Source organism: Streptomyces sp. DSM 40750 (assembly GCF_024612035.1).
Classification (GTDB): domain Bacteria; phylum Actinomycetota; class Actinomycetes; order Streptomycetales; family Streptomycetaceae; genus Streptomyces.
Window position 1 is genome coordinate 3,943,990 of sequence record NZ_CP102513.1, and the last position, 26,869, is coordinate 3,970,858.

Genomic DNA, 26,869 nt, shown 5'->3' on the forward strand with positions numbered 1-26,869 from the left:
AGCGCATGTCCGAGCTCGGCCGCCGCCACCGCCTGCTGGTCCTCGCGATCTGCTGCACCAGCCTCCTGATCGTGAGCCTGGACAACACCGTCCTGAACGTCGCCCTGCCGTCGATGCAGCGCGATCTGGACGCCGACCTCGCGGGCCTGCAGTGGACCATCGACGCCTACACCCTGGTCCTGGCGGCCCTGCTGATGCTGGCCGGCTCCACCGCGGACCGGATCGGCCGCAAGCGGGTCTTCATGGCGGGTCTGGTCGTCTTCACGCTCGGCTCGCTGCTGTGCTCCCTCGCCCCGAACCTCGAATCGCTGGTCGCTTTCCGCATGGTGCAGGCGGTCGGCGGCTCGATGCTCAACCCGGTCGCGATGTCGATCATCACCAACACGTTCACGGATCCGCGCGAGCGGGCCCGGGCGATCGGCGCGTGGGGCGCGGTGGTGGGCATCTCCCTGGCCGCCGGACCGATCATCGGCGGTGTCCTCGTCGAGTCGGTCGGCTGGCGCTCGATCTTCTGGCTCAACCTCCCGGTCGGCCTGGCCGCCCTGCTCCTGACCTGGCGGTACGTCCCCGAGTCCCGCGCCCCGAAGGCCCGCCGTCCCGACCACGTCGGACAACTCCTCGTCATCGCGCTGCTCGGCTCCCTCACCTACGCGATCATCGAGGCGCCGAACGCGCCCGTCGCCGAGACCCTCGCCCTCGGCGGCGTCGCCCTCGCCGCGCTCCTCGGCCTCCTGTGGTACGAGCCCCGCCGCGACGAACCCCTCATCGACCTGCGCTTCTTCCGCTCGGCGCCCTTCAGCGGGGCGACCGTGACAGCGGTCAGCGCGTTCGCCGCGCTCGCCGGCTTCCTGTTCCTGTCGACGCTGTACCTGCAGAACGTACGCGGCCTCGACGCCCTCCAGGCCGGTCTGTGGATGCTCCCGATGGCGCTCCTGTGCTTCGTCTGCGCGCCGGTCTCCGGACGGCTGGTCGGCAGCCGGGGGCCGCGCCTGCCGCTGCTCGTCGCCGGGGTGTCGATGACCGCGAGCGGGGTGCTCTTCGCCGCGTTCGAGGCCGAGACCGAGAACCTCACCCTCGTCATCGGCTACGTCCTGTTCGGCCTCGGCTTCGGCTTCGTCAACGCGCCCATCACCAACACGGCCGTCTCCGGCATGCCCCGCGCCCAGGCCGGTGTCGCCGCCGCCGTCGCCTCCACCAGCCGCCAGATCGGGCAGACGCTGGGGGTCGCGGTGATCGGGGCGGTCCTCGCGGCCGGGATCGGCTCGTCGTCGTACGCGAGCGCGTTCGTGGCGGCGGCCCGGCCCGCGTGGTGGATCGTCGCGGGCTGCGGGTTCGCCGTACTGGTGCTCGGCGCGCTCACGACGGGGGCGTGGGCCCGGCGGACCGCCGACCGGACGGCGGAGCGGCTGGAGTCGGCGGAGGTGCGGGACGCGGCGGGGATCGGCGTCTAGTTCCCGTACTTCACGGGTCGACGTACAGGTCCGGTGCCCCGGCACCAGGACCGCCGCATGGGCGTCGCCCGAGCAGCGGGTGCGCCCATCGGAAGTCCTCGGAGCCCGGCGCTCACACGGCGTCCCTCTCCAACGCCATCGCGTGCAGCTTCTCCAGCCTCCGCCGGGTCTCCTCGTCGACCGGTACGTACGTCACCATGCGGGGGCCGTGGCGGGGGCCGAGCCAGAGGTCGGTGTGGTCGACGTCCAGGAAGCCGACGTGCGCGTTGCGGTACTGCTTGCGCTTGTTGAAGGTCTCGACGACCTCGTGGCGCTCCCAGGCGGCACGGAACTCGGCGGACTCGGTGCGCAGCCGCTTCAGCAGCGTCTTCCAGGCGGGGTCGGCGAGGTGATCGGCCATCGCGGCGCGCAGCTTGGCGGCGAGGAAGCGGGTGGTCTCCTCCAACTGGACCATGGAGGCACGCCATTGGGGATTCGTGTAGGCGAGGATCATGCAGTTCATGTCCTCGGGCGGCACCTCGGAGAGGTCGCAGAAGAGCAGGCCGAACGTGCGGTTGTGGGCCAGGATGTCGTAGCGGCTGTTCTGGATGGAGGCCGGGATCGGCTCCAACTGCTCCAGCAGGGCGTACTGGGCGTCGCTGATCGCGTGACACTTCGACCCGGGCGCCGGGTCGGCGGCCCCGGCCAGGTTGAAGAGATGCGCGCGCTCACTGGGGTCCAGGAGCAGGGCGCGGGCCAGGGCGTCGAGGACCTGGCCGGAGACATGGATGTCGCGGGCCTGCTCCAGCCACGTGTACCAGGTGACGCCCACCGCGGAGAGCTGCGCGACCTCCTCGCGGCGCAGCCCCGGCGTACGCCGGCGACGGCCCCGGGGCAGACCGACCTGCTCGGGGGCGATGTGCTCACGGCGGTGGCGCAGGAAGGCGGCGAGCTCGTTCCGGCGGATCACCGACTCGGGGGCGACGGGCGCGCGTTCACCGGTCCCGGCCCGGGGAAGTGGGTGGATCTCCGGTTCGGCCGTGGTCGTCATGCCTCCAGGGTGCCGCCGCGCGGATCCTGTTGCCAGGTACCGCTTGTAACAGGATAAAGAGACTCTGGTACCAGTCTGAGCGGCGCGCGAACCTGCCTGATGTGACCGAAAGCCTCACGACACCGACCCAGTCCCCGTCCCCCGTCCGCTCCCCCGGCTCCCCGTCCGCCCTCGGCGACCTCGGGCTCTTCACGGTCCTGCTCGGCGCGGCGCTCCCGCTCATCGACTTCTTCATCGTCAACGTCGCCCTGCCGACGATCGGCCGTGACCTCGCCGCGAGCGAGGCCGTGCTGGAACTGGTCGTCGCCGGGTACGGCGTCTCGTACGCCGTACTCCTCGTCCTCGGCGGACGCCTGGGCGATCTGTTCGGCCGGCGGCGGCTGTTCCTGTGGGGCATGGCCGCCTTCGGCGTGACCTCGCTGGCGTGCGGGCTCGCGCCGGACGCCTGGACGCTCGTCGTGGCCCGGGTCGCACAGGGCGCCGCGTCCGCCGCGATGCTCCCGCAGGTGCTCGCCACCATCCAGTCGGCGACGGCCGGCGCCCGCCGGGCCCGCGCGATGAGCCTGTACGGCGCCACGGCCGGGCTCTCCATGGTCGCCGGGCAGATCCTCGGCGGGGTGCTGGTCTCCGCCGACATCGCGGGCACGGGCTGGCGTTCCGTCTTCCTGGTCAACGTCCCCGTGGTCGTCCTCGGACTGCTCCTCACCGCCCGCTCCGTGCCCGAGACCCGCTCCGCCCGCCCGGAACCGGTGGACGGCCCCGGCACCGTGCTGCTGGCCGTGTCGCTGTTGGCCCTTCTGGTCCCGCTCACCGAGGGCCGGGCTGCGGGCTGGCCCCTGTGGACCTGGCTGGCGCTGGCCGCGTTCCCGTTCGCCGCGACCGCCTTCTACCTCGTCGAGCGACGCGCCGACCGCCTCGGCCGTACGCCGCTGGTGCCGCCGAGTCTCTTCCGACTGACCTCGCTGCGGCGGGGGCTGGTGATGATCCTGCCGTTCTCGATCGGGTTCAGCGGGTTCATGTTCGTCATCGCGGTGGCGCTGCAGGAGGGCGCGCGGCTCAGCCCGACGGCTGCGGGGCTGGTCCTCTCCCCCATGGCGGCCGTGTTCTTCGTCGTCTCGCTGGCGGGGCCGCGCCTGGTCAACCGTTACGGCGCCCGCGTCGTCACGGTGGGCGGTCTGGTCCAGGGCGTGGGCGTCGCCCTCATCGCACTCGCCGTCCGGCGCGCCTGGCCCGAGCCGGACTGGCCGCTGCTGCTCACGGGGGCGGCGGTCGCGGGCGGCGGCCAGGCCCTTCAACTCCCCATCGTCTTCCGCATCGTCCTCTCCGAGGTCCCGGCCGCGCGATCCGGTGTCGGCAGCGGCGTGATGATCACCACCCAGCAGTCGGCGCTGGCCCTGGGCGTGGCGACGCTCGGGTCGCTGTTCCTGGGGCTGGTACCGGGGATGGGCATGCGCGACGCGCTGGTGACGACCCTGCTGGTTCAACTGGCCGGGGTGGGGCTGACCGTGGGGCTGAGTCTGCGGTTGCCGCGTGTGGTGGGATGACTCCCCAGGCACCTCGTGGGATAACTCATCGTTGAATCTCTCCCATTGATGTTGGTCTTGCCGCAGACTCCTCACCGACAGGGAACCGCGAAGCCTCGACTGGGGACCTCATGCTGGAGATCAACACGAGCAAGGTGAGCCGCTGGGACCAGCACGGGCGGGAGCACACCGTGCGGGTCCAGCGCTCGGGAGTACAGCGCACGATCAGGTGCGACACCTGCGGCTGGCGCAAGGGCGCGCAGTTCCTGCCGTGGCTGAAGGCCGAGGAGCACCTGGCCGAGGCCCACCAGGCGACGGTGGACCCGGGCTCGTAGGCTTCTGCGTCGTCAGGCCAGGTGGTCGAGTGCCTCGGCAACCTTGTCCATCACCCGCTGCCAGTAGGCCCGTTGCCGCTCACGCTCCTCGGGACCCGTCATCCGTTCCTGGTGGAAGACGAGCACGGACCGGTCGCCGCCGGCCGCCGAGACGGCGACCTGGACGGTCGTATCGCCGTAGGTGACGCGGATACGGTCACCGGGACGGTAGCCGCGCACCTCACCGGTGACACCCGCGTCGGTCTCGTACGGGGCGCCGGGCTCGGGAGCGAGCCGTGCCCCGGCGCCGAGCCACAGCTCCAGCCCGCGCGGTCCGCTGATGAACTCCCATACGGCGGCGGGCGATTGCGGCAGGGTGCGGGAGACACCGACTTGCCATCCGGCGTCCTTGGTGAGTCCGGTGGATCGAGCGGACATGAGGATCACCCCTTCTTCTCGATCGGCTCTTCCTGACTGAGTGCGAGCGGCCCTCCCACGGAGCGGCGCACACGGTGGGCGCGGACCTTGCTGCGGTTGCCGCAGTGCTCCATCGAGCACCAGCGGCGGCGGCCGGGCCGTGAGGTGTCGACGTAGACGAGATAGCAGCGCTCGCCGGCGCACATGCGGATCCGTTCCGCGTACGGCCCGGTGAGGAGGTCGACGGCGTCGCGGGCGACGGTGGAGGCGAGCTGTGCGCCGGTCGCCGGCCCGGCGGCCCAGCCCCGGGTGCCGTCCGCGCCGATGGCGGGGGCGAGCGGCGGCCGGGCGGCGGCTTCGTTGATGACGTCGAGGTCGGCGGTGTCCGCCGTGGCCATGCCCAGCTCGGGAAGCCCGCCGCCGACGACGCGCGAGATCACCGTACGGGTCAGCGCGTCGCGCAGCCGCCGGACGTACGCCACGTCGTCCGCAGTGATGTGGAGTGCGGGCGGCGTGGGGGTGAGCCGGGACTGATCGGCCCATGTGGCCAGGTCACCGGGGGTGTGCAGCACCTCGTAGCGGGTCAGGGCGCCGGGGCCGCCGGTGACGAGCAGTTCCAGACAGAGGGCGCCCGGATCGAACCGGTAGACGTTCCCGGAGTGGGACCGCAGCGGAATGCCCGACACTCCCGACACCCCCTTCGGAGCCGATGCCCTGGACGAAGAAGCCATGTAACCAATATAACCGGTTACATGACTGCCACCACCGCACTGAACTGGAAACTGGTCATCGACAGCCGGGACGCCCAGCCCCTGGCCGACTTCTGGGCCGCGGCACTGGGCTACGAGGTGGAGGACCCGAGCACCCTGATCACCCACCTCCTCTCCACGGGCGATCTCCCCGAGGCCGCCGTCACCGAGCACAACGGCCACCACGTCTTCCGCGGCTACGCCGCCGTCCGCCACCCCGACGACCCCTACGACCCCTTCACCGGCATCGGCAAGGGCCGCCGCCTCCTCTTCCAGGACGTGCCCGAATCCAAGACCGTCAAGAACCGCCTCCACATCGACATCCACGCCGGCCCCGGCGGCCTCGACTCCCTCGTCACCCGCTTGGAAACCCTGGGCGCCACCCGCGTCGAAGAGTTCGACAAGGGCCCGGCGGGACACTGGTGGCTGATGCGGGACCCGGAGGGGAACGAGTTCTGCGTGGCCTAGCCATGGTGGCGGCGCCGCGGAACCGCCCCGACCACGGGTCTCACCGCAGCTGACAGATTTCAGCATCTGTCAGCTGCCATGGGTGAGCTGCTACTTGCTAGCTGGGATCGGGCATCCGTCACCCCTGCCGCAGCGGAATCGCCAGGTCCACCACCTGCTTCCCCTTCCCGAAGCTCCCCGTCGGACTCGCCTTCCCCGTCAGCAGGTTGACGCCGAACACCCGCTTCCCCGTCACCGCGTATCCCGCGTTCGCCCCGCTCCTCGTCGAGCTGTAGATGTCGAAGCCCGAGTTCAGCGGGGCGTCGACGCCGAGCTTGCCGGTGGGGGCGAGGTTGCCCGCGTTGGCCGGGGACTGGACGGAGATCTGGTCCTGGGTGGTGTCGAGGTCGAAGAGGGTGGTCGCGGTGGCCGTGTCGAGGTCGTTGTTCGTGTACGCCGCCCCGGTCACCCCCTGGGCGGTGGCACCGGCCGTGGCGGGCGGGACCGGCGGGTTGGTGAGGGTGCCGTCGACGGCCGTGGTGCCGGCGGCCGGGGCGCCCTGCGGGTCGTCGAGGTTGTGGCGGAGGTTCTGGCCGGTGTCGCTGATCACGCGGAGGCGGTTGGCGGCGGGGTTGAAGTCGACGCCGTACGCCTTGCCCTGGAGGGCGACCGTGAGCTGGGAGACCTTGGTGGCCTTGGCGCCCACCTCGCGGATCGTGTAGATGCCGCCCTTGTCGCCGACGCCGTACAGCTTGTTGTTCTGGACGCGGTAGTCGATGCCGACGAGCCTCGTGTCGCCCTTGAGGCCGCCGACCTTGCCGAGCGGGACCGCGGCGCCGGGCCTGTTGACGCGGAAGGCGACGAGCCGCTGGTCGGCGGTGAGGCCGATGGCCTTCAGCCCGCTGGGGGCCTGTGCTCCGCCGCCCAGGCCGCCGCCCTTGGACTCGATGCCGGTGCCGGCGCCGGAGGGGTCACTCTCCGACACCCCGGTAGCCGCCGACGATCCGCCCAGTGCCCCGGATCCGACCGCGCCGACCGTCCCGATCGCCACCGCCATGGTGAGTACGCCGATGACTGCTTGCTTGCGCATGTGCGCCCCCGTGAAGATGCGCGGCCCGCCCCCTGCGGGCCGTCTGCCCTCTCCTTCGGAACCGGGGGGACGTCCGGATTGGTGGGTCGTACGAGATTTTTTCCGGAACTACGGAAGTTCCCGTGGCGTTCCGTTGGACACCATTCGTCCGCTCTCGGAGAATTCGAGGTGCCTGTCACCGGCCGCCGCGGCCCCCAGGAGGGCGTATGACCATCCGTATCGCCACGTTCAACGCCGAGAACCTCTTCCGTCGGCCCACGGTGTTCGGCCTCGATGACGCGGAGCGGCGCAAGGAGATCCTGGACGACTTCAACGAGCTGGTCGGTCTCCTGGGCAAGGAGGTCTACCAGGAGGCGGACAAGGAGCGGATCGCCGAGCTGATCGTGAAGCACGACGCGCACAACTCGGACCCGGACAGCCACCGGCCGTTCTTCGTCAACCAGCCCCGTGGTGGCGCGAAGCTCTACACGGTGCCCCCGACGGGAAGTCCGGCCGTCAAGATCGTCGCCAAGGGACGGCCGAAGTGGTCGGGCTGGGCCGAGATGGTGCGCGACAACATCCGCTGGGACGCGGTGGAGAACACCGCCCGGGTGATAGCCGCGGTGAACGCGGACATCCTGCTCATGGTCGAGGTCGAGGACCGGCTCACCCTGGACCGCTTCAACACCCAGGTGCTGGGCGGGGCCGTGGGGCACGAGCCGTACCCGTTCAATCTGCTCGTCGACGGCAACGACAGCCGTGGCATCGACGTGGGCATCCTCAGCCGGTTCCCCATCACGTCCGTGCGGTCGCACATCTTCGACCTGGGCGCGTCCGGGACCCGGGTGTTCAGCCGGGACTGCCCCGAGTTCGAGATCGACATCGCCGGCGAGCCCCTGTGGATCCTCGGCAACCACTTCAAGAGCAAGGGCTTCGGCAACGCCTCCGAGAACGACAAACGCCGCAAGGCCCAGGCCGAGCGGGTCACGGAGATCTACGAGGACGCCCTCGAACGCTCCTCCCGCGTCATCGTCGCCGGCGACCTCAACGACACACTCGCCAGTCCCCCCATCAAGCTCCTCCTCGACGCCGGCCTCCGCGAGGCCATGACCCACGAGAGCTACGGGATCAACCCCCCGGGCACCCACGGCACCGGCAAACGTGACGAGCAGAAGCTCGACTACCTCATGTTCAGCCCGCAGTTGTGGGACCTCGTGACACACGTGGGCGTGGAGCGCCGGGGCATCTGGGCCCCCCACACCTTCCCGTCCTTCGCCACGGTCACCTCAAAGGCCAACCAGGCCTCGGACCACGCGGCCGTGTTCGCCGACCTGAACCTGTAGAACGCCGAGTTCCCCGGCCCCGTCAAGGGGCGCGGGGAACCGCGCGACCAGCCACGGACAACCCGCAGTCGGCCCCTCACTCAAGCCAGGCGGACGCGAACCCGGCGATCGACATCACGCGCCGACGAGCCGCCCAGCGAGGTAACCCTCGATCTGGTCCAGAGAAACCCGCTCCTGCTTCATCGAGTCCCGCTCACGAACGGTCACGGCGTTGTCGTCGAGCGTGTCGAAGTCCACCGTCACGCAGTACGGCGTACCGATCTCGTCCTGGCGCCGGTACCGGCGCCCGATCGCACCCGCGTCGTCGAACTCGATGTTCCAGTTCTGCCGCAGCGCCGCCGCGAGCCCCTTGGCCTTCGGCGACAGTTCGGGGTTGCGCGACAGCGGAAGGACCGCGACCTTCACCGGGGCGATCCGGTGGTCGAGACGCAGCACCGTCCGCTTCTCCAGCTTGCCCTTGGCGTTGGGCGCCTCGTCCTCGGTGTACGCGTCGAGGAGGAACGCCAGCATGGTGCGGCCGACACCGGCGGCGGGCTCGATGACGTACGGGGTGTAGCGCTCGCCGGCCTCCTGGTCGAAGTAGAAGAGGTCCTGGCCGGAGGCCTTGGAGTGCGCGGTGAGGTCGTAGTCCGTGCGGTTGGCGACGCCCTCCAGCTCACCCCACTCGTTGCCGCCGAACTGGAAGCGGTACTCGATGTCGGCGGTCCGCTTGGAGTAGTGGGAGAGCTTCTCCTGCGGGTGGTCGTACCAGCGCATGTTCTCCTCGCGCAGACCCAGGCCGGTGTACCAGTTCCACCGCTCCTGCATCCAGTACTCCTGCCACTTCTCGTCCTCGCCCGGCTTGACGAAGAACTCCATCTCCATCTGCTCGAACTCGCGGGTGCGGAAGATGAAGTTGCCGGGCGTGATCTCGTTGCGGAAGGACTTGCCCATCTGGGCGATGCCGAACGGGGGCTTGCGGCGCGAGGTGGTCTGCACCTGGGCGAAGTTGGTGAAGATGCCCTGGGCGGTCTCGGGACGCAGGTAGGCGATGGAGCCGGTGTCCTGCGTGGGGCCGAGGTGGGTGGAGAGCAGACCCGAGAACTGCTTGGGCTCGGTGAACTGGCCCTTGGTGCCGCAGTTGGGGCAGTTGACGTCCGCGAGGCCGTTCTCCGGCAGGCGGCCCTTCTTCGCCTCGTACGCCTCTTCCAGGTGGTCCGCGCGGAACCGCTTGTGACAGGAGGTGCACTCGGTGAGCGGGTCGGAGAAGGTGGCGACGTGGCCGGATGCGACCCAGACCTCGGGGGCCAGGATGACGGACGAGTCGATACCGACCACGTCCTCGCGCGACGTCACCATGTAGCGCCACCACTGGCGCTTGAGGTTCTCCTTGAGCTCGACACCCAGCGGTCCGTAGTCCCAGGCGGCACGCTGACCGCCGTAGATCTCGCTGCACGGGAATACGAAGCCACGGCGCTTGCTCAGGCTGACGATGGTGTCGATCTTGTCGGCGGCCACGGTGCTCTCTTCATTACGACGACGGGCGACGAAGCGGTGCGCTCCTGGAGGAAGCGGACGTGCTTCAGAGCGAATGCTTCAGATTACCGGCGGGGCCTCCCCTCCAATCAAATCGGTTCGAGGAAGGAGACGGGCGAGAGCCGGACAAAGGCCCTACCCAGGGCTTTCCAACAGGCTTGTTGACAATCGTTTCCAGACAAGATGAAAATGACTGTCATGAACGTAGTAGTACGACGACGCTTCCTGATACCCGCGGCGGCGACCGCCGCAGCCGCCCTCAGCCTCACCACCCTCTCGGCCTGCTCCAGTGACAGCGCCGCCGCCGGCAACACGGACAAGTTCGACGTCGTCGCGTCGTTCTACCCGATGGCCTTCCTCGCCGAGCAGATCGGCGGGGACCATGCGAACGTCACCAGCCTGACCGAGCCCGGCCAGGAGCCGCACGACCTGGAGATCAGCGCCAAGCAGACCGCGCAGCTCCAGGAGTCGGACGCGGTGCTCTACCTCAAGGATCTGCAGCCGGCGGTCGACGACGCCGTCGCGCAGGCAGACGTCAAGACCAAGATCGACGCGGCCACGCTGACCACACTGGAGGAGCACGGCGACGTCGAGCACGCACACGAGGGCGAGGAGGGCGGCTCCGAAGAGGAGCACGCCGAGGAGGAGGCCCCCTCCGAGGAGGAGGAGCACGCCCTCGACCCGCACGTCTGGCTCGACCCGGTGAAGTACGCCGAGGTCGCCGAGGGCGTCGCCAAGGCCTTCGAGAAGGCCGACCCGGACAACGCGGCCGACTACAGGAAGAACGCCGAGGCGCTGGTCAAGAAGCTCGACGACCTCAACACCCAGTTCACGGACGGCCTGAAGAACACCGAGTCGAAGGTCTTCTTCACCAACCACGCGGCCTTCGGCTACCTCGCCGAGCGTTACGGCCTGACCCAGGAGGCCATCTCCGGTCTCGACCCGGAGAGCGAGCCCAGCCCGGCCCGGATCAAGGAGCTCCAGGAAGAGGCCAAGGCCGACGGCGTCACCACGGTCTTCTACGAGACACTGGTGTCCGACAAGACCGCGAAGACCCTCGCCGACGACGCGGGACTCAAGACGGACGTCCTCGACCCGCTCGAGGGCATCACCGAGAAGTCCCGCGGCGACGACTACATCGCGGTCATGGAATCCAACCTGAAGGCGCTCCAGACGGCCCTGGGAGCCAAGTGATCATCCGGAGGAACCGACCATGAGCGAGCCCGTCATATCGCTGCGCGGGGTACGCGCCGAACTGGGCTCGCGCACGGTCCTGCGCGGCATCGACCTCACCGTCCACCACGGTGAGGTCGTCGCGCTGCTCGGCGCCAACGGCTCCGGCAAGTCCACCGCCGTACGCACGGTGATCGGCCAGGTGCCGGTCACCGCCGGCGAGATCGAGCTGTTCGGCACCCCGCGGCGCCGCTTCCGCGACTGGCGGCGCCTGGGCTACGTGCCGCAGCGCACCACCGCGGCGGGCGGCGTCCCCGCGACGGTGACGGAGGTCGTGACCTCGGGCCGGCTCTCCCGCGCCCGCCTCGGCATCCTCCGCAAGGCCGACCACGAGGCGATCCGCCGGGCCCTGGACATGGTCGGCATGGCGGACCGCGCCAAGGACTCGGTGAACGCCCTCTCCGGCGGTCAGCACCAGCGCGTCCTCATCGCCCGCGCCCTCGCCTCCGAACCCGAGCTGCTGATCATGGACGAGCCGATGGCGGGCGTTGACCTGGCCAGCCAGGAGGTGCTGGCCGCGACCCTGCGCGAGCAGGTCGCGCAGGGGACGACCGTGCTGTTGGTCCTCCATGAACTCGGCCCGCTGGAGCCGCTGATCGACCGCGCGGTGGTGCTCCGCGACGGCTGCGTCACGCACGACGGCCCGCCCCCGAAGGCGGTCGGCCAGCACGCGCTGCCCGGCCACGACCACGTACACCCCCACGCGGCACCCGGCACCGAGCCGGTCCGTACGGGCCTGCTGAGCTGAGAAGGCGCCCACCATGGAAATCCTGAACTACGCCTTCATGCAGCGGGCCCTGCTCGCCGCCGTCCTCGTCGGCGTCACCGCCCCCGCGATCGGCATCTACCTCGTCCAGCGCCGCCAGGCCCTCATGGGCGACGGCATCGGCCATGTCGCGATGACCGGCGTGGGCCTCGGCTTCATGCTCTCCTGGTCACCGGTGTGGATGGCGACGCTGGTGTCCGTGATGGGCGCCGTGCTGATGGAGCTGATCCGCTGGTACGGCAAGACGCGCGGCGACATCGCGCTCGCCATGCTCTTCTACGGCGGCATGGCGGGCGGTGTGATGCTCATCAACCTCGCGCCCGGCGGCACCAACGCCAACCTGATGTCGTTCCTCTTCGGCTCGCTCTCGACCGTGTCGCAGGAGGACATCACCGCGATCTGCGTCCTGGCCGCGTTCGTGATCGTGATGACGCTGGGGCTGCGGCGGCAGTTGTTCGCGGTCAGCCAGGACGAGGAGTTCGCCCGGGTCACCGGCCTGCCGGTGCGGGCGCTGAACCTGCTGACGGCGGTCACGGCGGCGGTGACCGTGACGGTCGCCATGCGCGTCGTCGGCCTGCTGCTGGTGTCCGCGCTGATGGTCGTCCCCGTCGCCGCCGCGCAGCAGCTCACCCGCAGTTTCGCGGCGACCTTCGCGACCGCCGTGGCCATCGGGGTGACCGTGACGATCGGCGGCACGGTCACGTCGTACTACCAGGACGTGCCGCCCGGCGCGACGATCGTGCTGCTGGCCATCGCCGCGTTCATGGTGCTCACCGCACTGGCGACACCGCTGGCCAGGCGGCGTGCGAAGGCGCTGGAGTCGGCGGTCGGCGACCCGGCGGAATGCGTGATTCCGAAAGCCGGTGAGACGGCCGGAACGGGTCTTGCCAGGGATACGATTCCGGCCGGCCGGACCTCCGCCGAGGAGTCCACCGACTGACCGACGTCCGAACGGGGTCCGTCCGGGCTGGCACAATGGCCCGGCAGGACCGCGACGTGAGGAGGCAACGGTGACGACCGCTGGACCCGTACGAGGTCGTTCCACCCGGCAGCGGGCGGCCGTGGCTGCGGCACTCGACGAGGTCGACGAGTTCCGCAGCGCGCAGGAACTCCACGACATGCTCAAGCACAAGGGTGACTCGGTCGGGCTCACCACCGTGTACCGCACCTTGCAGACCCTCGCCGACGCGGGCGAGGTCGACGTCCTGCGCACCTCCGACGGCGAGTCCGTGTACCGCCGCTGCTCGACCGGCGAGCACCACCACCACCTCGTCTGCCGTGTCTGCGGCAAGGCCGTGGAGGTGGAGGGCCCCGCGGTCGAGAAGTGGGCCGACGCGATCGCCGCGGAACACGGCTTCGTGAACGTCGCCCACACGGTGGAGATCTTCGGCACCTGCGCGGAGTGCGCGGCGAAGACCTCGTAGGCCGGGGCCGGGCCCCGGCCTACGCCCGGCTGGGCCGGACCTCGCGCTACAGCCGGGTCAGGCCTTCGCGGTCGAGGACGGCGCGGAGCCGGCCGGTGTCGCCGGGGTTGCGCAGGCCCCTCTTCGGCAGCACGGTGAGGCGGGGCGCGTGGGTGCCGCCGCTGAGCAGGACGAAGGTGTGCGGGGTCTCCGCGTACCGGGACACCTGTGACCAGCGGGCCGGGCGTTCGGTGCCCTGGTCGTGCTCGACCGTCACGCCCCACAGGTCCAGGACGGTGTGGTGCAGCCCCCGGGCCGCCGCTCTCCGGTGGAGGCGGCGGGCCTGGAGCCAGGGCAGCAGGACGAGTCCGGCGACCGCCGCCACCGGCGTCACGAGTACCTGGGCGCCCGGCGTACCGCCCAGCGACAGCGACACGACGGTGACGAGCACGCCCGCCCCGGCGGAGAAGAACAGCAGCCCCCGCCCCCACCGGCCGACGGCCGAGGCACGCGCGGACACGCGCAGTGCCTCGCGGAAGTCCCCGGCAGTCGCCCGGTACACCAACTCGACGTGTTCCCCACCGGCCTCGGCCAACGGTCAGTCCTCCGTTCGTCCTTCCATCGCCAGCAGCTCCTCGTTCGGGATGGCGCCGCCGAAGCGGCGGTCCCGGGAGGCGAACTCCAGACACGCCCGCCACAGGTCACGACGGTCGAAGTCCGGCCACAGCACGTCCTGGAAGACCATCTCGGCGTAGGCGCTCTGCCAGAGCAGGTAGTTGGAGGTGCGCTGCTCGCCACTGGGGCGCAGGAAGAGGTCGACGTCCGGCATGTCCGGGTAGTAGAGGTACTTCGCGAAGGTCTTCTCGTCGACCTTGGAGGGGTCGAGGCGGCCCGCGCGGATGTCCTCGGCGAGGGCCTGCGCCGCGTCGGCGATCTCGGCGCGGCCGCCGTAGTTCATGCAGAAGTACAGGGTCAGCAGGTCGTTGCCCTTGGTCTGCTCCTGGGCGACCTGGAGCTCCTTGGCGACCGACTTCCACAGCTTGGGCATCCGGCCGACCCAGCGGACCCGGATGCCGAGTTCGTCGAGCTGGTCGCGGGTCTTGCGGATGAAGTCGCGGTTGAAGTTCATGAGGAAGCGGACCTCGTCGGGGGAGCGCTTCCAGTTCTCGGTGGAGAAGGCGTAGAGGGAGATGTTGCGGACGCCGATCTCGATCGAGCCCTGGAGGACGTCGAGCACGCGCTCGGCGCCGACCTTGTGGCCCTCGGTGCGCGGCAGCCCGCGCTCCTTGGCCCAGCGGCCGTTCCCGTCCATGACGATCGCCACGTGCTCGGGGACCAGCTCGCCGGGCAGCTTGGGCGCGCGGGCACCGGACGGGTGCGGTGTCGGCGCCTTGTACTCGCGGCGCTGACGCCCGAGGAACCCGCGTACCACCATGTGCTTCTCGTCTCCTCTGTCGTATGTCGTGCTGACGACTCTGTGATGCTGACGACTCTGTGCGCTTACGACTTTTCCACGTACCGAAGTGAGCGCAGGCCGCGCTCCAAGTGCCAGTGCAGGTAGGCGGAGACCAGCCCGCTGCCCTCCCGCACGTAACGCGGCTCGCACGCGTCCGCGGTCTCCCAGTCCCCCGTCAGCAGCGCGCCGAGGAGTTCCAGGGCCTGTGCCGAGGGTACGACGCTGCCGGGCACCCGGCAGTCCACGCAGACGGAGCCGCCGGCCGCGACGGAGAAGAAGCGATTCGGTCCGGGCAGCCCGCACTTCGCGCAGTCGCCGAAGCTGGGGGCGTAGCCGTTGATGGCGAGCGAGCGCAGGAGGAAGGCGTCGAGGACGAGGTGGGGCGCGTGCTCGCCGCGGGCGAGGGTGCGCAGCCCGCCGACGAGCAGCAGATACTGCTGCACGGCGGGCTCGCCCTCGTGGTCCGTGAACCGCTCGGCCGTCTCCAGCATGGCCGTCCCGGCGGTATAGCGGGCGTAGTCGCTCACGATGCCGCCGCCGTACGGCGCGATGGTCTCACTCTGCGTGCACAGGGGCAGCCCGCGTCCGATCAGCTCACTGCCCCGCGCGAAGAACTGCACGTCCACATGCGAGAAGGGTTCGAGCCGCGCCCCGAACTTCGACTTCGTCCGCCGCACTCCCCGGGCCACGGCCCGCACCCGCCCGTGACCGCGAGTGAGCAGGGTGATGATGCGGTCCGCTTCACCCAGCTTCTGGGTGCGCAGCACGATGCCGTCGTCGCGGAACAGACTCATGAAACCCATTCTCGCCTACGGCCGCGGCGCCCCGGACACCTTCAAGGGACCTCCCCCCGGCTCCGGGCGTTCTCGTACGCCGTCGCCGCCCGCAGCCGCTCTATGGTCGTCGCCGCCCGTACGACCTCGGGAGCGCAGTCCCACTCCCTTCCTCCTCCTACGGGTCTCAGCTGGATGTACGGCCCCTCGTGCCCCATCACCCGGCCGACCTTTCCGGTACGGGTGTCGACCGCGTACGTGCCGATCGGGGGCTTCTTCCCGTGGGCACTCACCGCGGAGCCGCCGCCGGGCGTGCCACGAGCTCGACGGAACAGCCGCCCGACACCACCGGCGGACAAGGTGTCTCCCGCGCGAGACCTGCCGGGCCGACCCTCAATGACGGCAAAACAATTCCGGCCTCCGCGAGTGCCCGCCGCAATTCCTCCACCATTTCCTCCGCTTCTTCGACGCACCGCGCCGAGTGCCGTCCCCCGGGTCCTTCGTCTGTTGCCTTCACGGTGCTCCCCTGACTGCCCGGGTTTCACTCTTCGCATCTCCGCGGTGACCTTCTGTGCCTAGACTCGGCAGGAGTCTGTGCTCTACAACTGCGCGGCAGCACAAAGGGGTTGGCCATCTGCCGGTTCGAACAGGCCATTCGGCGAAAGCTGATCGACAACAACAGGTATGCGGATTACTTCGCGGCGGTTGTGGAGTCGGAGCGGAGCGCCAACCGCAGGTACAGAAGCCGTGTATTCGGGGAATCCGCCGGCCGATCCGACCCCTCCCCGAGGGTCCCGTCCCGCCATGCATGACCGACGAGGTATGTGGCACACGTCCTCATGCACACCATGAGAATTCAGCGCGGGGAGCCCGTCACCACCGTGTTCACCTGGCAGGTGCGGCCCGGCAAAGAGGACGTCTTCGAGGAGTGGACGCTGGGCGTGACGCGCAGCGCCTCCCGGTTCGCCGGCAACGAGGGGGTCTCCTGGCTCCGGCCGGAGGAGGGGCACCGCTACCACGCGGTGCTGCGCTTCTCCGATCCGGAGCGGCTCGGCGCCTGGCTGACCTCCGAGGAGCGGGCACGCTGGCACGAGCGCATCGACGGCGTAGCCACGGAGGTGAGCAGTGAGCGGCAGTCCACCACCGGCATGGAGACCTGGTTCGACCTGCCCGGCACTACGGTGCAGGCCCCGCCGCGCTGGAAGATGGCCCTGACGACGTTCCTCGGCGCCTACCCGTTCACCCTGCTCATCCAGTGGCTGGTGACACCACGGACCGGCACCTGGCCGCTGCCGCTGCGCGCGGCGGTCTTCCCCCTCATCCTTCTCCCGACGTTGACTTTCGTGGTCATGCCACAACTCAGCAGGCTGCTCCGGCGGTGGCTGTATGCGAAGCGGTGAGGGAGGGCAGACTGGGCCGCATGCCCCCCGCCGACCCACTGGCAGACGCCGTCGAACCGCCGCTGCGCCCGCTGCCCGAGCGAGCCGCGGCCCTGCTGCGGAGCCTCGGCGCTCCACCCCGACTCACGGCGCACCTCCGGCTCGTGCACGACGTGGCGTACGAACTGGTCGACTGGGTGGAACGGCGGTACCCGGAGCTGTCGTTCGACCGTGCGGCCGTGCTGTTCGGGGCGGCCACGCACGACATCGGGAAGACGGCGTACGTCGGTGAGTTGTCCGGGCCCGGTTCCGCGCACGAGGAGGCCGGACGCCGACTCCTGCTGGACCATGGTGTCGAGCCGGAACTGGCCAGGTTCGCGGGAACCCATGCCGCCTGGTCCGAGCCGGGGGTGGGAATCGAGGACCTGCTGGTCAGCGTGGCCGACAAGGTGTGGAAGAACAAACGGGTGTCCGAGCTCGAAGACCTCGTGGTCGCGCGGCTGACCGAGGCGACCGGCAGACCGGCCTGGGAGGAGTTCCTGGCCCTCGACGACCTGCTCGGCTCACTCGGCACCGGCGCCGACCGGCGACTGGCCTTCCAGGCGGCGTATCCCGTGCACCGGTAAGCAGCGGCGTATCCCGTACACCGGTCAGAGCGGCGCATCCCGTACACCCGTCAGCAGCGGCGCATCCCGTACACCCACACCCGTAAGCAGGCTGCGTGCCCCCGCACACCGGTGAGACCGTGGCGCGCGGTCAGCCGACCTTGCGCAACTCCCCGTCGTCGAAGACGGCGACCAGGACCAGGTTGCCGCCCAGCGCCTCGACGTACCTGGCCACGACGTCCGTGCCGGAGACCTGTCCGCTCTCGATCTGCGACACCCGGCCCTTGCTCACACCCATGCGCTCGGCCACCTGGGCCTGGGTGTAGCCCCGCTCCTGCCGCATGTCGACCAGCCGCCAGGCGCGGGCCTCGGCGAGCATGCGCTGGGCCCCCTCCAGGAAGGCGTCCCGGCCACCGGCCAGCTCTTCGGCCCGCTCACGGTGTCCGGCGACCGACCACCTGATCTCTCCGTTCACAGCCCCGACTCCTTCTTCCGATCAGCCACGTATTCCGCGTACAAGCGCTCGGCCAGCGGGATCGCCTCGTCGTACCAGGCGCTCCAGTTCCCCGACTTGTCTCCGGCCACGAGCAGGATCGCGCAACGCCAGGGATCGAAGACGAAGAGGACGCGCATCTCGCTCCGCCCCGCCGAACCCGGACGCAGCTCCTTGAGATTGTGCAGAACCGAACCCCTGATCCGGTCGACCAGCGGCCGGCCTTCGGCGGGTCCGTGAGAGGCGAGGATCCAGATCGCCTGATTGACGAGCACATACGAATCCGGGTCGGCCTTCTCAAGGTCGCTCAGCCACTGATCCACCTCGCCGGTCAGGTAGACGTCCCACTGCTCTTCCAACTTCAAGCCTCTCCAAGAGTTTAGCATTCACTAAACTCTTCGAGAGGGCGTCGGCACGCAGAGTCACCACGAATTCACCCATCCGAGGTGGAGACCCACTCCTCGCCCGCCAGCACAGGGGACCGTCACGGCGCCCTCACAGTCGGCACACAGGACGGCCCTGAATCTCCGCGCGGCCCACCTATGATGCCCTCCGGTTCCTCTGTTTTCCGACAACTGTCTGGCGCATCATGCGTCATGGGAAACCACTCGGCGTACATGAGCGTCGAACGTTGCGTGAGCAACCGCTGTCCCGGCGGTCCGACAGCACGGAAGATGGGGACCCGTGGAGCTGGAATTCCGACTGCTCGGCCCGGTCGAGGCGTGGCACGGTGGCAGACCCCTGCGGCTGGGCGGGCCGAAACCGCGCGCGCTGCTGGCCGTGCTGCTGCTGCGGGCCGGTCAGGTGGTGCCCGCGGACACGCTGGTGGACGTGATCTGGGGGGACGAGCCCCCGGACACCGCGCGGGCGCTGGTGCAGACGTATGTGTCGGCGCTGCGGCGGGCCCTGCCCGCCGAGGCGGCGGAGGCGATCGAGACCCGGCCGCCGGGGTATGTGCTGCGGCCCGGGATCGGGCGGGTCGACCTGGCGGAGTTCGAGGCGCGCACGGCGGACGGGCGGCGGGCCGCCGCCGAAGGGGACCACGAGGCGGCCGCGCGGCTGCTCCGGGAGGCACTGGAGCTGTGGCGCGGGCCGGCGCTCGGCGGCGTCGGGGAGGCGCTGCGGGGTGAGGCCGGGCGGCTGGAGGAGGCCCGACAGGCGGCCCTGGAGGAACGTACAGCCGCCGAACTGGAGGTCGGCGGCCACGAGGCGGAGCTGGTCACCGAGCTGACCGCGCTGGTCAGGGCGCATCCGACGCGGGAACGGCCGCGCGGTCAGCTGATGCTGGGCCTGTACCGGCTGGGCCGGCAGGCCGACGCGCTGGCCGTGTACGGGGAGGGGCGGACCGCGCTCGCCGAGGAACTGGGGCTCGACCCGGGCCCGGAACTCAACCGACTGTACGAGGCCATCCTGCGGGCCGACCCCACGCTGCTCGCCGCCACGACCGCCACCGCCGCTCCGCGGCAGGCCACCGCGCCCCGGCCCGTGTCCCTTCTCCCGCCCGCCATCGGGGACTTCACCGGGCGGGAGGAGGAACTGGCGCAGGTCGTCGAGGGGTTGACCGGCGAGCGGGAGGCGATGCCCGTCGTCGTGGTCTCGGGGGCCGCCGGGGTGGGCAAGTCCGCGCTCGCCGTGCAGGCCGCGCACCGGGTGGCCGGCGAGTATCCCGACGGGCAGCTCTACGCCGAACTGCACGGCTTCAGCGAGCCCGTACCGCCCGCCGAGGTACTGGGCCGGCTGCTGCGGGCGCTCGGGGCGGACCCGCCGGAGGACACGGCCGAACGCGGCGATCTGTTCCGCAGCCTCGTCGCCGGGCGGCGGATGCTGCTGGTCCTGGACGACGCGAACGGCGAGGCCCAGGTACGGCCGCTGCTGCCGGGCAGCTCCACCTGCGGGGTGCTGGTCACCTCACGGGCACGGCTCGGCGGACTCGTCGGGTCCCGGCGCACCGACCTGGACGTCCTGGACGACGCCCGCGGCCTGGAACTGCTGATCAGGGTCACCGGGCCGGACCGCACCCCGGACGACCCGCCCGAGCAGGCCGCCGCGCGCCGGATCGTCGAGCTGTGCGGCGGGCTGCCGCTGGCCCTGCGGATCGCGGGCGCCCGCCTGGCGACCCGCCGGCACTGGACGCCCAGCGTGCTCGCCGAGCGTCTCGCCGACGAACACCGCCGCCTCGACGAACTGTCCGTCGGGGACCTGGAGGTACGCGCCAGCCTCGGCCTCAGCTATCAGGCCCTGGACGAGTGCGCCCGCCGGGTGCTGCGCCGCATCGCCACGCTCGGCTCCGCCGACGTCGCCGTCTGGACGGTGGCCGCGCTCGCCGACACCCCGGAGGACGAGGCGGAGGAGATCCTGGAACGCCTCCTGGACGCCCAGTTGATCGACTGCCCGGGCAGAGACCAGGTGGGCCAGCCGCGCTACCGCCTGCACGACCTGGTCCGCGTCTACGCCACGGAACGCGCCGAGGCCGAGGACCCGGTGGCCGACCGCACGGCAGCGGTGGGCCGGGCGTTGACCGCCGGGTTGTGGCTGATGGACAGGGTGACGGAGTCGGCGCCGTCGGGTGCGGTCAGCTTGAGGCACAGGTTCACGGAAGCGCCCCTCAAGGGGCGCGGGGAACTGCGCGATCCACCACACACGACCGGCAGCCGCCAACCGGCCGAACCCCCCGCCCCGGTAGGCGCCCGAACCACCCGCCGCGCCCTGACCGACCCCTTCGCCTGGTTCGACGCGGAAGCGGACACCCTCACCACCGCGGTCGAGCGCGCCGCGGCCATGGGCCTGCACACCCTCGCCTGCGAAGCGGCAGCGGCCCTGTGCTCGTCCTCCTTCGCCATCAGCAACCGGTTCGACGCCTGGTGGCGCAGCCACGACGCCGCCCTGGCCGCGGCCCGCCGCGCCGAGGACCGCTCGGGCGAGGCCCTGCTGACCATCGGCCTGGGACAACTCCGCTACGAACAGGACCGCATCGCCGAGTCCCAGGAGTACTTCCGCACCGCCGAGCGGATCTGCACCGAACTCGGCGACGTACGCGGCCGTTCCGCCGCCCTCGCCGGCCTCGGCAGCGCCTGCCGCGAGGTGGGCGAACTACGCGACGCCGAACGGGCTCTGACCGACGCGGCCGACGGCTTCCGGCGGGTCGGCGACGACACCGGGGTCGGGGTCGCCTGCCGGTACGGCGGTTCCGTACGCCTCGAACTCGGCGACCAGGAAGGGGCGTTCCCGCTCCTCGACGAGTCGCTGCGGGCGTACCGGCGGCTCGGCAGCCGGCGCGGCGAGGCCCTCGCGCTGCGCACGCTCAGCCTGGTGCACCGCTCGCTCGGCGCGTACGAGGAGGCCGCGCGCGTGGCCGAGCAGGCGCTGGAGATCCTGCGCGCCCTCGGCGACCCGCACATGGCGGCGTACGCCTTGCGGGCCCGCGCCAAGGCCCGGTTGCGGCTGGGGCACACCCGGGAGGCGGAGACCGAGCTGCGCGAGATCCTCGATGTCTGCCGGGTCCACGAGGACCGCTTCGGCGAGGCCCTGACGCTGCGCACGCTCGGCGAGTGCGCGCTGGCCGAGGGCCGCCTGACGGACGCGGAGGGGCTGCTGACCGCCTCCGCCGCCCTCTGGGGTGTCCTCGCCCTGCCCCTCCCCCGCGCCCGCGCCCTGCGCAACCTCTCCGTCGTACGTGCCGCGCTCGGCGATCAGGACGGCGCCGACGCGCTGCGGGCCGAGTCCATGCGGGTGTTCAACGTCTGCGAGGCCCGCGAACGGCACGAGCCATGGCCGTGGGTGTGATCCGGGACCACAGGGCCGAGGCCGCGCCGGTCGCGGGGCGCCGGGCCCGGAGCTGCCGCCAGACGGGCTTGGGGCAGCGGCCCTTGGGCATGGCGTTGGTGAACTTCCCGTAGGGGACCTGGCGGGGCGGCAGGCCGATCTCGACCCAGTGGGCCTTGCCGGAGGAGAAGTCCCAGCCGTCGTTGGGGATACGAAGGTGATCGGCGCGGTGGTCCTTGTCCTGGCTGGTGATCTGGAGGACCTCGACATGGCGGAGGCGGGACCGCATGACCACGCAGTAGTGGGGCCGTTCGCCGGCGGACTCGCGGAACGGCACCAGCGCGTGCCAGATCTCGCCGGGGGCGGGGCGGCGACGGCCGCCGTTGAACCCGCCGCCGTCCCACCAGCGCAGCGCCCGGTGGCAGAGGAACGCGGCGATCCCGGCCGCCCCGCTCTGCGCCATCGCCCGGGAACCCCACTCCGGCGAGTCGAACCGGGTCTCCGTCCAGAGCACCGCCGCCCCGCTCGCCCCGAGCACGACCGCCGCGTGGCAGAGGTAGGCCCACCACGGCCTGGTCCGGGACCACCTGGTGAACGCGGCCACCCCCAGCGCGACGGCGACGGGGACGCCGTACACGACCGCGTACTGCTCGGCCGTGTGCAGCCGCAGCGGCGGGTCCTGAGCGGACATCAGATCGACCACGGTGACCGGCAGCGCCAGCGCGTAGCCGACGGTGATCCACACGGTCAACAGCAGATAGGCCTTGACGGCCATACCCAGGCACGACGTGTTGGTGCGACGGGCCACCGGATCCCCTTTCCCTTGCGGACCTGCGGACCTGCGGACCTGCGGACCTGCGGAAGATCAGCATCCGTGCGAGGAAGACGGCGTGGCATCCGTGGAATTGCGTACGCGGCTACGTAATACGACCGCCTCTCTCCCACCGGCCGCCGCCCTCCTCACGACTCTCGGCCAGGCCGGAACCCGCTTGCGGCGGACTTGCGGCGGACTTGCAGAGAACTTCCAGCGGAGTGCGCCATTCTCGTTGTTCTCGGGGGAACAACGGATCGGCCGGGCGACCACCGCCCGGCCGGTCGACCCACCGGAGCGCGCAGGGGACGGACCGGTGGGAACGTGAACACAGTGGGATCAGAACGGCAGGACGGACGGGGGGAACGACCGTCGCCAGGTCACAGACCACCACTCAAGGGGGGAAGCCCCCGGGGAGGGACATCAGGGGATCAGGTCCCTCCCCGGGGTGCTGCCACGCACCCCGCCGCATCACACCTCCCGCCCGGTGGAAGACGACGCATGCCTTCGATCATCCTCATGAGCGACCCCGAGGTCGCCCGCATCCCGGTCCAGGACTGCGGTGAGCCCCTCGTCGACCTGAGGGAACTGCCCTTCGTGACGGTCGACTCCCGCCAGGCCGACCCGGAGGGGTCGTACGCGCACCTCCGTGAGGGCGTCGCCTGGCGCCTCGCCCGCGCCGCCCGGCTGCTGCCCGACGGGCTGCGACTGCTGGTCACCGAGGGGTACCGGCCGCTCGCCCTGCAGATCGAGTACTTCGAGAGGTACGCCGCCGAACTGCGCCAGGCCAACCCCGACTGGTCGGAGGAGTACCTCCGCGTCCAGACCAGCCGCTCACTCTCCCCGCCGGAGATCGGGCCGCACGTCGCCGGCGCCGCGGTCGACCTCACCCTGTGCACCGCCGCCGGGGACGAGCTCGACATGGGCACCGCCGTCGACGCCAGCCCCGAGGAGAGCGACGACGCCTGCTACACCGACGCCCCCAACATCTCCGACACCGCCCGCCGCAACCGCCGCACCCTGTCCGCGGCGCTCACCACGGCCGGGCTGGTCAACTACCCCACCGAGTGGTGGCACTGGTCGTACGGAGACCGGTACTGGGCCCTGATGACCGGCACCCCGAACGCCCTGTACGGCCCCGCGAGGACCGCCCCCTAGTCCGGTCCCGCCGAGACGCCCGAGGCCTTCCCGCCCCCGCCGTCCCTACCCGTCCCATCCCTGAGGGCTGCACCCCATCCCCCGTTGTCGCCTCGGCGGCAAACCCCGTAGCGGGGGCCAGGGGCAGCACCCCGTGGATGGGACGGGCAGGGGTGGCGGGGGCGGAGTCATGTGCGGGGCGGTGCCGCGAACACGTCCAGGAGGGTGCGGTCGCCTGGTTTTACGGCTGTGTCGACTGATCCGGCCGCGTTTCCCGTGCCGGGTGGCGGCTTCTCAGCGGTGCACGGGAAAGTACTGGCGCGGTGTCACCCCGACGATCCGGTGGAACGCCGCGACGAAGGAGCTGGCGGAGGCGTAGCCGACGCGGTGGGCGACGGCCTCGATCGGGAGGCCCTCGGCGAGCAGGGGCATCGCGGCGCGCATCCGGGCCTGTTCGCGCCACTGGCCGAAGGCGAGGCCCGTCTCGGTGACGAAGAGGCGGGCCAAGGTGCGGGCGCTGGCGCCGACCTGAGTGCCCCAGGAGGCGAGGGGGCGGGGGTCGGACGGGTTGGCGGTGAGGGCGCGGGCCACCTCGCGGGCCCTGGGGTCGCGGGGCTCGGGGGCCGTGACGCTCGTGACGGGGACGGGGTGCAGGACGTCGAGGAGTACGGCCTCGGCGCGGACGCGGGCCTCCGGGGGCAGGTCCGTGCGGAGGAGGTGGTCGATGAGCGCCTGGAGCAGGGGGCCCACCGCCACCACCGTCGGCTCCCGCCAGTCGATGCGGGGGCAGCTCGCGGGGTCCACGTACGGGCTGCGCATCACCGTGTCGCCCGCCGCCTCGGTGGTGTGGTGAACGCCCGCCGGGATCCAGAGGGCGAGCGTGGGCGGCAGGAGCCAGGAGCCCCGCCGGGTGGTGACCCGCAGCAACCCCTTGGCCGACCAGGCGAGTTGGTGGACGGCATGCCAGTGCCGGGAGAAGGCGGTGCCACGCGGCATGGCGAAGTGACCGATGAAAACGGCGGTGGGGTACGGGCCGTCGAGCATGGCGGCCGGGTTCCGCTCGACGCCCGAGTCCCACTGCCCGTCGGTGCCCTCGGGTCGCTGTCCGTTTCGCGACATGGGACGGCAGCCTAGCCCATGGTGGACAGGGCGGGGCCGGGCCTAGCGTCGGATGTATGCCGATGAATCTGATGCACCAGCGGATCTGCAGCTCCGAGAAGTGGGCGCTCAAGACGAGAGAACAGCTGCTGCCCTGGGCGCTCGACGGTGTCGAACTGGGCACGGACGTCCTGGAGATCGGGCCCGGTTACGGCGCCAACCTGCGCGTCCTCGTCGAACAGGTGCCGCACCTCACCGCCGTCGAGGTCGACGCCGAGACCGCCCGGCTGCTGGACGTCGCCTGGGGCGAGCGCGTCCGGATCGTGCACGCGGACGGGGCGGCGATGCCGCTGCCGGACACGTCCTACGACTCGGTCGTCTGCTTCACGATGCTGCACCATGTGCCGACCGCCGAGCAGCAGGACCGGATCTTCGCGGAGGCGTTCCGCGTGCTGCGCCCCGGCGGCACCTTCGCCGGCAGCGACAGCCGGTCGAGCCTCCGCTTCCGTCTCCTCCACTTGCGGGACACCATGAACGTCGTCGATCCGGCGACCCTGCCCGCACGCCTGACCCGGGCGGGCTTCACGGACGTGTCCGTGACCGTGCACGAGCAGGGCGGCAGCCTCCGCTTCCGCGCGCGGCGACCGTAGGGTCAGGTGCCGAAGCGTCGTACGTACCGCCGCTGCCACGGCGTCTCCACCGCGTGCCGGTCGTAGTGCCGGCGTACGTACGCCACGGCCTCGTCCGGCGGTACGCCGTCCAGGACCGCCAGGCAGGCCAGCGCGGTGCCGGTGCGGCCCCGGCCGCCCCCGCAGGCGAGCTCGACCCGGTCGGCGGCCGCCCGGTGCCAGGCGTCCCGCAGCACCTCCGCCGCCTCCGCCCGGTCGCCGGGCAGCCGGAAGTCGGGCCAGCGCAGCCAGCGGGACTCCCAGGGGACTTCGGGCGGCTCCTTGCCGAGGAGGTACACGGCGTATGTGGGGACCCGGCCGTCCGGGAGCGGCCGGCTGAGTCCCCGGCCGCGCACCAGCCGCCCGGACGGCAGCCGCAGCACACCGGTGTCCGTCGGCTCCCAGGGTTCGGCCGCCGTCTCCCCCATGGCTAGCCCACCCCCCGCGACGCCTGCGCCGCCCGGGCCTCGATGCCCCGGAAGTGGTCGGACATCGCCCGCTGCGCACCCTCGACGTCGCGGGCGCGCAGCGCGGCCACGATGTCGCGGTGGCGGCGGATGGTCAGCTCGGGGGTGGGGTCGTCGGTCCAGCCGCGGGCGCCGGCGACGCGCAGGAAGACGGTCCAGAAGGCGCCGAGGAGCTGGGGGATCAGCGCGTTGCCGAGGGAGGCGTAGAGGAGTTCGTGGAAGTCGCGGTCGAGTTCGGCGACGGGTTCGCCCGCGCGGCCGGCCGCCTCCATCCGGTCGACGACGGCGGCGAGACCGTCCACTTCGTCGTCCGTGAGGGAGGCCGCGACCCGTCGTACGAGGCCGTCCTCCAGGACCTCGCGGATCTGGAGGATCTCGGCGAGGGCGGCGGTGTCGCCGTCGGGCCGGGCCAGGGTGCGGAAGGTGAGGCCGTCGACGAGGGGCGTGAGGGAGGCCTCGCCGACATAGGTGCCGTAGCCGTGTCTGATGTCGACTATGTCGAGGGCCTGCAGGGCCTTGAGGGCCTCACGGACGGAGTTGCGGCTGACGCCGAGGTCCTCCATCAGCTCCGTCTCGGTGGGCAGCGGCGCACCCGCCTGGAGTTTGCGGTCGATGATCAGCTGCATCACCTCGCGCTGGATCTGGCCGCTCACCCGCCGCTCGGGCCGGCGCCGACTGCCGCTCTCCTGAGACATGCGCCGCATCGTACGCTCGCCGGACATCCGACGTCCCACCTCCGGACGGAAACCGCGTGAACCGATCAGGGGAACGCCAGGTTAACGCCCAGTGATCAACTCGGCGAACTCGCCCCTAACGGTCGCTCAACTGTCCTTATTTCATACCGCTGTTGATCCGCCATTGGTCGCACCTTTGGCACCTACGCCATTCGTGTGCGATCTCTTGACCACCCCTACCAGCGCTCCTAAGGTCACGCTGCTCCCTGTAGGACGTAGGACGTCG

The 26,869-nt window shown here is 71.0% G+C and carries 29 protein-coding genes; 14 read left to right on the top strand and 15 right to left on the bottom strand.

The features are described 5' to 3' along the window. Nucleotides 1–5 precede the first annotated feature (5 nt). Nucleotides 6–1,451 carry an MFS transporter gene (locus JIX55_RS17670; RefSeq protein ID WP_257564282.1) on the top strand — a complete coding sequence of 482 codons (1,446 nt, stop codon included), beginning with the start codon at nt 6–8 and terminating at the stop codon, nt 1,449–1,451. A 112-nt stretch (nt 1,452–1,563) separates the two neighbouring features. Here JIX55_RS17670 and JIX55_RS17675 read toward each other — a convergent pair whose 3' ends face one another. After that, the gene (locus JIX55_RS17675) at nt 1,564–2,481 is read right to left on the bottom strand and encodes an MmyB family transcriptional regulator (protein WP_257564283.1); all 918 of its coding nucleotides are present in this window, start codon (nt 2,479–2,481) and stop codon (nt 1,564–1,566) included. A gap of 101 nt (nt 2,482–2,582) precedes the next feature. On the opposite strand from JIX55_RS17675, the gene JIX55_RS17680 reads away from it, so the two are divergent. Together JIX55_RS17680 and JIX55_RS17685 are read left to right on the top strand one after the other, a co-directional pair. Next, nucleotides 2,583–4,025: an MFS transporter gene (locus JIX55_RS17680; protein WP_257564284.1), complete on the top strand. Its 1,443-nt coding sequence runs from the start codon at nt 2,583–2,585 to the stop codon at nt 4,023–4,025. 110 nt (nt 4,026–4,135) lie between these two features. Beyond that, nucleotides 4,136–4,339: a hypothetical protein gene (locus JIX55_RS17685; RefSeq protein WP_257564285.1), complete on the top strand. Its 204-nt coding sequence runs from the start codon at nt 4,136–4,138 to the stop codon at nt 4,337–4,339. Between the two features lie 12 nt (nt 4,340–4,351). Here the strand turns inward: JIX55_RS17685 and JIX55_RS17690 are convergent, their stop codons facing one another. Together JIX55_RS17690 and JIX55_RS17695 are read right to left on the bottom strand one after the other, a co-directional pair. After that, on the bottom strand, nt 4,352–4,756 hold the full coding sequence (locus JIX55_RS17690) for an SRPBCC family protein (RefSeq protein WP_257564286.1): 405 nt from the start codon (nt 4,754–4,756) through the stop codon (nt 4,352–4,354). 5 nt (nt 4,757–4,761) lie between these two features. Continuing rightward, a complete protein-coding gene (locus tag JIX55_RS17695; RefSeq protein ID WP_257564287.1) occupies nt 4,762–5,466 on the bottom strand; it encodes a CGNR zinc finger domain-containing protein in 705 nt (234 codons plus the stop codon). Between the two features lie 21 nt (nt 5,467–5,487). Between JIX55_RS17695 and JIX55_RS17700 the strand changes: the two genes are divergently transcribed. Next, a complete protein-coding gene (locus JIX55_RS17700; RefSeq protein ID WP_257564288.1) occupies nt 5,488–5,952 on the top strand; it encodes a VOC family protein in 465 nt (154 codons plus the stop codon). Nucleotides 5,953–6,070: 118 nt separating this feature from the next. Here JIX55_RS17700 and JIX55_RS17705 read toward each other — a convergent pair whose 3' ends face one another. Beyond that, complete coding sequence (locus JIX55_RS17705; protein WP_257564289.1) at nt 6,071–7,021, bottom strand: DUF4394 domain-containing protein; 951 nt, start codon at nt 7,019–7,021, stop codon at nt 6,071–6,073. 206 nt (nt 7,022–7,227) lie between these two features. On the opposite strand from JIX55_RS17705, the gene JIX55_RS17710 reads away from it, so the two are divergent. After that, the gene (locus tag JIX55_RS17710; RefSeq protein WP_257564290.1) at nt 7,228–8,343 is read left to right on the top strand and encodes an endonuclease/exonuclease/phosphatase family protein; all 1,116 of its coding nucleotides are present in this window, start codon (nt 7,228–7,230) and stop codon (nt 8,341–8,343) included. A 114-nt stretch (nt 8,344–8,457) separates the two neighbouring features. On the opposite strand, the gene JIX55_RS17715 is transcribed toward JIX55_RS17710, so the two are convergent. Continuing rightward, nucleotides 8,458–9,840 carry a glycine--tRNA ligase gene (locus JIX55_RS17715; protein ID WP_257564291.1) on the bottom strand — a complete coding sequence of 461 codons (1,383 nt, stop codon included), beginning with the start codon at nt 9,838–9,840 and terminating at the stop codon, nt 8,458–8,460. 216 nt (nt 9,841–10,056) lie between these two features. Between JIX55_RS17715 and JIX55_RS17720 the strand changes: the two genes are divergently transcribed. The 4 genes from JIX55_RS17720 (at nt 10,057) to JIX55_RS17735 (ending at nt 13,281) form a co-directional block, all read left to right on the top strand. Next, a complete protein-coding gene (locus JIX55_RS17720; protein ID WP_257564292.1) occupies nt 10,057–11,052 on the top strand; it encodes a zinc ABC transporter substrate-binding protein in 996 nt (331 codons plus the stop codon). 19 nt (nt 11,053–11,071) lie between these two features. Next, entirely contained in the window at nt 11,072–11,839 is a 768-nt protein-coding gene (locus JIX55_RS17725) for a metal ABC transporter ATP-binding protein (protein ID WP_257564293.1), read from the top strand. 13 nt (nt 11,840–11,852) lie between these two features. Then, nucleotides 11,853–12,797, top strand: a complete 945-nt coding sequence (locus JIX55_RS17730; RefSeq protein WP_257564294.1) for a metal ABC transporter permease — start codon at nt 11,853–11,855, stop codon at nt 12,795–12,797. Nucleotides 12,798–12,867: 70 nt separating this feature from the next. After that, a complete protein-coding gene (locus JIX55_RS17735; protein WP_086801572.1) occupies nt 12,868–13,281 on the top strand; it encodes a Fur family transcriptional regulator in 414 nt (137 codons plus the stop codon). A 46-nt stretch (nt 13,282–13,327) separates the two neighbouring features. Here the strand turns inward: JIX55_RS17735 and JIX55_RS17740 are convergent, their stop codons facing one another. The 4 genes from JIX55_RS17740 to JIX55_RS17755 all read right to left on the bottom strand — a co-directional run bounded on the left by JIX55_RS17740 (nt 13,328) and on the right by JIX55_RS17755 (nt 15,782). Next, the gene (locus tag JIX55_RS17740; protein ID WP_257564295.1) at nt 13,328–13,855 is read right to left on the bottom strand and encodes a YcxB family protein; all 528 of its coding nucleotides are present in this window, start codon (nt 13,853–13,855) and stop codon (nt 13,328–13,330) included. Nucleotides 13,856–13,858: 3 nt separating this feature from the next. After that, on the bottom strand, nt 13,859–14,695 hold the full coding sequence (locus JIX55_RS17745; RefSeq protein WP_257564296.1) for an isoprenyl transferase: 837 nt from the start codon (nt 14,693–14,695) through the stop codon (nt 13,859–13,861). Between the two features lie 65 nt (nt 14,696–14,760). Next, nucleotides 14,761–15,510 carry a DNA repair protein RecO gene (recO, locus tag JIX55_RS17750; RefSeq protein WP_257545551.1) on the bottom strand — a complete coding sequence of 250 codons (750 nt, stop codon included), beginning with the start codon at nt 15,508–15,510 and terminating at the stop codon, nt 14,761–14,763. Between the two features lie 41 nt (nt 15,511–15,551). Next, on the bottom strand, nt 15,552–15,782 hold the full coding sequence (locus JIX55_RS17755) for a hypothetical protein (RefSeq protein WP_257564297.1): 231 nt from the start codon (nt 15,780–15,782) through the stop codon (nt 15,552–15,554). A gap of 555 nt (nt 15,783–16,337) precedes the next feature. Between JIX55_RS17755 and JIX55_RS17760 the strand changes: the two genes are divergently transcribed. Beyond that, a complete protein-coding gene (locus JIX55_RS17760) occupies nt 16,338–16,889 on the top strand; it encodes an antibiotic biosynthesis monooxygenase (RefSeq protein WP_443046439.1) in 552 nt (183 codons plus the stop codon). Between the two features lie 20 nt (nt 16,890–16,909). Beyond that, nucleotides 16,910–17,494, top strand: a complete 585-nt coding sequence (locus JIX55_RS17765; RefSeq protein WP_257564299.1) for an HD domain-containing protein — start codon at nt 16,910–16,912, stop codon at nt 17,492–17,494. Nucleotides 17,495–17,624: 130 nt separating this feature from the next. Here the strand turns inward: JIX55_RS17765 and JIX55_RS50900 are convergent, their stop codons facing one another. Then, nucleotides 17,625–17,948, bottom strand: a complete 324-nt coding sequence (locus tag JIX55_RS50900) for a helix-turn-helix domain-containing protein (RefSeq protein WP_306820015.1) — start codon at nt 17,946–17,948, stop codon at nt 17,625–17,627. Further along, a complete protein-coding gene (locus tag JIX55_RS17780; protein ID WP_257569362.1) occupies nt 17,945–18,325 on the bottom strand; it encodes a type II toxin-antitoxin system RelE/ParE family toxin in 381 nt (126 codons plus the stop codon). Before JIX55_RS17780 ends, JIX55_RS50900 begins: the two co-directional genes overlap by 4 nt. Before the next feature lie 325 nt (nt 18,326–18,650). On the opposite strand from JIX55_RS17780, the gene JIX55_RS17785 reads away from it, so the two are divergent. Next, complete coding sequence (locus tag JIX55_RS17785) at nt 18,651–21,749, top strand: AfsR/SARP family transcriptional regulator (RefSeq protein ID WP_257564300.1); 3,099 nt, start codon at nt 18,651–18,653, stop codon at nt 21,747–21,749. On the opposite strand, the gene JIX55_RS17790 is transcribed toward JIX55_RS17785, so the two are convergent. Then, a complete protein-coding gene (locus JIX55_RS17790) occupies nt 21,700–22,536 on the bottom strand; it encodes a hypothetical protein (RefSeq protein WP_257564301.1) in 837 nt (278 codons plus the stop codon). The genes JIX55_RS17785 and JIX55_RS17790 overlap by 50 nt on opposite strands. Nucleotides 22,537–23,040: 504 nt before the next feature. Here JIX55_RS17790 and JIX55_RS17795 point away from each other — a divergent pair. Beyond that, nucleotides 23,041–23,697 (top strand): M15 family metallopeptidase, encoded by a 657-nt coding sequence (locus JIX55_RS17795; protein ID WP_257564302.1) that lies wholly within the window; start codon nt 23,041–23,043, stop codon nt 23,695–23,697. A gap of 273 nt (nt 23,698–23,970) precedes the next feature. Here the strand turns inward: JIX55_RS17795 and JIX55_RS17800 are convergent, their stop codons facing one another. After that, nucleotides 23,971–24,795, bottom strand: a complete 825-nt coding sequence (locus JIX55_RS17800) for a helix-turn-helix domain-containing protein (RefSeq protein WP_443046440.1) — start codon at nt 24,793–24,795, stop codon at nt 23,971–23,973. Nucleotides 24,796–24,851: 56 nt separating this feature from the next. On the opposite strand from JIX55_RS17800, the gene JIX55_RS17805 reads away from it, so the two are divergent. Beyond that, nucleotides 24,852–25,424, top strand: a complete 573-nt coding sequence (locus tag JIX55_RS17805) for a class I SAM-dependent methyltransferase (protein WP_257564303.1) — start codon at nt 24,852–24,854, stop codon at nt 25,422–25,424. A 2-nt stretch (nt 25,425–25,426) separates the two neighbouring features. On the opposite strand, the gene JIX55_RS17810 is transcribed toward JIX55_RS17805, so the two are convergent. Beyond that, a complete protein-coding gene (locus JIX55_RS17810) occupies nt 25,427–25,870 on the bottom strand; it encodes a protein-tyrosine phosphatase family protein (protein WP_257564304.1) in 444 nt (147 codons plus the stop codon). Nucleotides 25,871–25,872: 2 nt separating this feature from the next. Next, complete coding sequence (locus JIX55_RS17815; protein ID WP_443046708.1) at nt 25,873–26,613, bottom strand: FadR/GntR family transcriptional regulator; 741 nt, start codon at nt 26,611–26,613, stop codon at nt 25,873–25,875. Nucleotides 26,614–26,869 lie beyond the last annotated feature (256 nt).

Bases quoted from the DNA above. Each gene is read 5' to 3' on its own strand.
- JIX55_RS17670 (WP_257564282.1), top strand. From the start codon at position 6: ATGTCCGAGCTCGGCCGCCGCCACCGCCTGCTGGTCCTCGCGATCTGC.
- JIX55_RS17675 (WP_257564283.1), bottom strand. From the start codon at position 2,481: ATGACGACCACGGCCGAACCGGAGATCCACCCACTTCCCCGGGCCGGG.
- JIX55_RS17685 (WP_257564285.1), top strand. From the start codon at position 4,136: ATGCTGGAGATCAACACGAGCAAGGTGAGCCGCTGGGACCAGCACGGG.
- JIX55_RS17690 (WP_257564286.1), bottom strand. From the start codon at position 4,756: ATGTCCGCTCGATCCACCGGACTCACCAAGGACGCCGGATGGCAAGTC.
- JIX55_RS17695 (WP_257564287.1), bottom strand. From the start codon at position 5,466: ATGGCTTCTTCGTCCAGGGCATCGGCTCCGAAGGGGGTGTCGGGAGTG.
- JIX55_RS17700 (WP_257564288.1), top strand. From the start codon at position 5,488: ATGACTGCCACCACCGCACTGAACTGGAAACTGGTCATCGACAGCCGG.
- JIX55_RS17705 (WP_257564289.1), bottom strand. From the start codon at position 7,021: ATGCGCAAGCAAGCAGTCATCGGCGTACTCACCATGGCGGTGGCGATC.
- JIX55_RS17710 (WP_257564290.1), top strand. From the start codon at position 7,228: ATGACCATCCGTATCGCCACGTTCAACGCCGAGAACCTCTTCCGTCGG.
- JIX55_RS17720 (WP_257564292.1), top strand. From the start codon at position 10,057: ATGAACGTAGTAGTACGACGACGCTTCCTGATACCCGCGGCGGCGACC.
- JIX55_RS17725 (WP_257564293.1), top strand. From the start codon at position 11,072: ATGAGCGAGCCCGTCATATCGCTGCGCGGGGTACGCGCCGAACTGGGC.
- JIX55_RS17730 (WP_257564294.1), top strand. From the start codon at position 11,853: ATGGAAATCCTGAACTACGCCTTCATGCAGCGGGCCCTGCTCGCCGCC.
- JIX55_RS17745 (WP_257564296.1), bottom strand. From the start codon at position 14,695: ATGGTGGTACGCGGGTTCCTCGGGCGTCAGCGCCGCGAGTACAAGGCG.
- recO (WP_257545551.1), bottom strand. From the start codon at position 15,510: ATGAGTCTGTTCCGCGACGACGGCATCGTGCTGCGCACCCAGAAGCTG.
- JIX55_RS17760 (WP_443046439.1), top strand. From the start codon at position 16,338: ATGAGAATTCAGCGCGGGGAGCCCGTCACCACCGTGTTCACCTGGCAG.
- JIX55_RS17765 (WP_257564299.1), top strand. From the start codon at position 16,910: ATGCCCCCCGCCGACCCACTGGCAGACGCCGTCGAACCGCCGCTGCGC.
- JIX55_RS17795 (WP_257564302.1), top strand. From the start codon at position 23,041: ATGCCTTCGATCATCCTCATGAGCGACCCCGAGGTCGCCCGCATCCCG.
- JIX55_RS17800 (WP_443046440.1), bottom strand. From the start codon at position 24,795: ATGTCGCGAAACGGACAGCGACCCGAGGGCACCGACGGGCAGTGGGAC.
- JIX55_RS17805 (WP_257564303.1), top strand. From the start codon at position 24,852: ATGCCGATGAATCTGATGCACCAGCGGATCTGCAGCTCCGAGAAGTGG.
- JIX55_RS17810 (WP_257564304.1), bottom strand. From the start codon at position 25,870: ATGGGGGAGACGGCGGCCGAACCCTGGGAGCCGACGGACACCGGTGTG.
- JIX55_RS17815 (WP_443046708.1), bottom strand. From the start codon at position 26,613: ATGCGGCGCATGTCTCAGGAGAGCGGCAGTCGGCGCCGGCCCGAGCGG.